Below are 3,234 nucleotides of genomic sequence, written 5' to 3'. Positions count from 1 at the left end.
ACCTATTACTCCAACTACGGCACCGCGGTCGACCTGTCGGCCCCGGGCGGTGGCGGCAGTGTCGACGGCAACCCGAACGGCTACATCTGGCAGGTCGGTTCCAGTTCGGAAACCACCCCGGACGCCGGTGAGTGGGTGCTGATGGGCAAGGGCGGCACTTCCATGTCCTCGCCGCACGTTGCCGCGGTGGCTGCCATGGTGCAGAGCGCGCTGATCGCCAAGGGCAAGGAGCCGCTGGCCCCGGCCGCGCTGGAAACCCTGCTCAAGCAGTCGGCGCGCAAGTTCCCGGTGACCATCCCGGCGGCCACCCCGATCGGTACCGGCATCCTCGATGCCAAGGCCGCACTGGATGCTGCGCTGAAGGAGCCGTGCACCGAGAACTGCGAGCCGGAAGGCATTCCGCTGACCAACAAGGTGACCGTGGGCGGGCTGGCCGGTGCGGCCGCCAGCGAAACCGTCTATACCTTCGAAGCGGCTGCCGGCAAGACGCTGAGCGTGCTGACCTACGGCGGCAGCGGCAACGTGTCGGTGTACCTGGCGCAGGGCCGCGTGCCCACCGCGACCGACAACGATGCCAAGTCGACCCGCCCGGGCAATACCGAAACCGTGCGCGTGGCCAAGCCGGTGGCCGGTACCTACTACATCAAGGTGGTGGGTGAGGCCGCTTACAGCGGGGTGAGCATCCTGGCGACCCAGTAATAACCGACTGTCGTAAATGAATAAGCGGGGCCCGTCACCTGTGTGACGGGCCTCGTCTTTTTACGAAAGAAGAACCGGAGCGGGTGGAAACCACGGCTTAACTGCTAAAGTCGGGACGATCGACAGGAGAGTCACGTGAACGCGCTCGCTGCCACCGCCATCGACGACACTGAAGGCCGCATCCTCGATGCGCTGCTGGCACGTGGTCGGCTCAAGGAAGGAGATCTGGCACGTGCGCGGCCGCTGCATGCCGAGTCCGGTGGCAGCCTGCTTGGGCTGCTGGTACGGCTTGGGCTGGTGTCCGAACGTGACCAGGCGCAGGCCAGCGCCGATGTGCTGGGCCTGCCGCTGCTGGAAGGACGGCAGCTGCCTGAATCGCCACCGCAGGCGCTGGCCGAAGGCCTGCCGCTGTCGCTGCGCTTCCTCAAGCAGTTCCACGTGTGCCCGCTGGCGCTGGATGAACACGGCGTGCAGCTGTGGCTGGCCGATGCTCACGACCCTTACCCGCAGCAGGCCGTGCAATTGGCACTGGGCGTGCCGGTCACGCCGCTGTTGGGCATGCGTGCAGAGATCGATGACCTGGTCGAGCGCTGGTTCGGCCAGGGCCGCAGCGCGATGGGGGCGATCGTGGAAACCGCCGATGGCGAAGGCGGCGCAGTGGATGATATCGAGCACCTGCGCGATCTCGCCTCTGAAGCGCCGGTGATCCGCCTGGTCAACCTGGTCATCCAGCGCGCGGTCGAACTGCGCGCGTCGGACATCCACGTCGAGCCTTTCGAAAACCGACTCAAAGTGCGTTACCGCGTCGATGGCGTGCTGGTCGAAGGCGAGAGCCCGCCGGCCAACCTGACCGCCGCGGTGATCAGCCGCATCAAGATCATGGCCCGGCTCAACATCGCCGAGCGCCGCTTGCCGCAGGACGGCCGCATCATGCTGCGCGTGCAGGGCAAGGAACTGGACCTGCGTGTCAGCACGGTGCCCACCGCGCACGGCGAAAGCGTGGTGATGCGTCTGCTTGATCGCGAGACGGTGGTGTTCGACTTCCATCGGCTGGGCTTCACCGATGCTTTCCTGCCGCAGTTCCGCAAGGTGCTTGAACAGCCGCACGGCATCCTGCTGGTGACCGGTCCCACCGGTTCGGGCAAGACCACCACGCTGTACACCGCGCTGAGCCAGCTCAACACCGCCGACGTCAAGATCATCACCGTTGAAGATCCGGTCGAGTACCAGATCGAGGGCATCAACCAGATCCAGGCCAAGCCGCAGATCGGGCTGGATTTCGCCAATGCGCTGCGCAGCATCGTGCGCCAGGATCCGGACATCATCATGATCGGCGAAATGCGCGAYCTGGAAACCGCGCGCATCGCGATCCAGTCGGCGTTGACCGGCCACCTGGTGCTGTCCACGCTGCATACCAACAATGCCGCGGGCGGCATCACCCGCCTGCTCGACATGGGCGTGGAAGACTATCTGCTCACCTCCACCATCAACGGCATCCTGGCCCAGCGCCTGGTGCGCCGGCTGGAGCCAACCCACGCCGAGCGCTATGAAGCCTCGCCGGAAGAAATCGAGCGCTTCGACCTGCGCCGCCTGCAGCCGCAGGGGACGATCCACCTGTATCGGCCGAAGCCATCGGCGCTGGCGCCGACCGGCTACCTGGGGCGCACCACCATCATGGAATTCCTGGTGATGAACGACGCGCTGCGCCGTGCGGTGATGCGCCGCGATGGCATGGGCGAGATCGAACGCATCGCCCGTGAAGCCGGCATGCGCACCATGTACGAGGACGGCCTGAGCAAGGCCCTGAGCGGGCAGACGACCCTTGAGGAAGTCCTGCGCGTGACCGAGGAAGGCTGATGCGCGCGCAGGGACGACGCTGACATGCCGAACTACCGTTACAAGGCGCTCAATACACACGGTGAAGTGTTCGACGGGCAGATGGAAGCGGCCAGCGAGGCCGAGCTGGTCGCTCGCCTGCAGGACCAGGGCCATCTGCCGATGGAAACGCAGCTGGCCGACGGTGGTGCGGTTGGCGGCAGCAGCCTGCGCGGCCTGTTCCGCCAGCGTCCGCTGCAGGGCGCGGCATTGCTGCAGTTCACCCAGCAGCTGGCGACGCTGCTCGGTGCCGGGCAGCCACTGGACCGCGCGCTGTCGATCCTGCTCAGCCTGCCCGAAGACGAGCGCTCGCGCCGCGCGATCACCGACATCCGCGACGTGGTGCGCGGTGGCGCGCCGTTGTCGACCGCGCTGGAGCGCCAGCACGGCCTGTTCTCGCGCCTGTACGTGAACATGGTGCGCGCCGGTGAAGCCGGTGGCAGCCTGCACGACACACTGCAACGCCTGGCCGATTACCTTGAACGCAGCCGTGCGCTGCAGGGCAAGGTGATCAACGCGCTGGTCTACCCGGCGATCCTGCTGGTGGTGGTGGGTGGTGCGCTGCTGTTCCTGCTGGGTTATGTGGTGCCGCAGTTCGCACAGATGTACGAAAGCCTGGACGTGGCGCTGCCGTGGTTCACCAACCTGGTGCTGCAGCTG

The 3,234-nt window shown here is 66.3% G+C and carries 3 protein-coding genes; all 3 read left to right on the top strand.

Annotation, left to right across the window (positions count from 1 at the left end):
• A partial coding sequence (locus tag AB4Y84_RS17195; RefSeq protein ID WP_442250520.1) for a S8 family serine peptidase occupies positions 1-699 on the top strand: 699 nt, incomplete at its 5' end.
• 135 nt (positions 700-834) lie between these two features.
• Complete coding sequence (gene gspE, locus AB4Y84_RS17190; RefSeq protein ID WP_099820353.1) at positions 835-2,556, top strand: type II secretion system ATPase GspE; 1,722 nt, start codon at positions 835-837, stop codon at positions 2,554-2,556.
• Positions 2,557-2,580: 24 nt separating this feature from the next.
• Positions 2,581-3,234 (top strand): type II secretion system F family protein (locus AB4Y84_RS17185; RefSeq protein ID WP_442250519.1); only part of this gene is annotated, 654 nt, incomplete at its 3' end.

It is taken from the genome of Stenotrophomonas sp. 2YAF22, from assembly GCF_052114665.1.
Lineage (GTDB): Bacteria > Pseudomonadota > Gammaproteobacteria > Xanthomonadales > Xanthomonadaceae > Stenotrophomonas > Stenotrophomonas indicatrix.
This window is presented reverse-complemented; position numbering and strand designations above follow the sequence as displayed.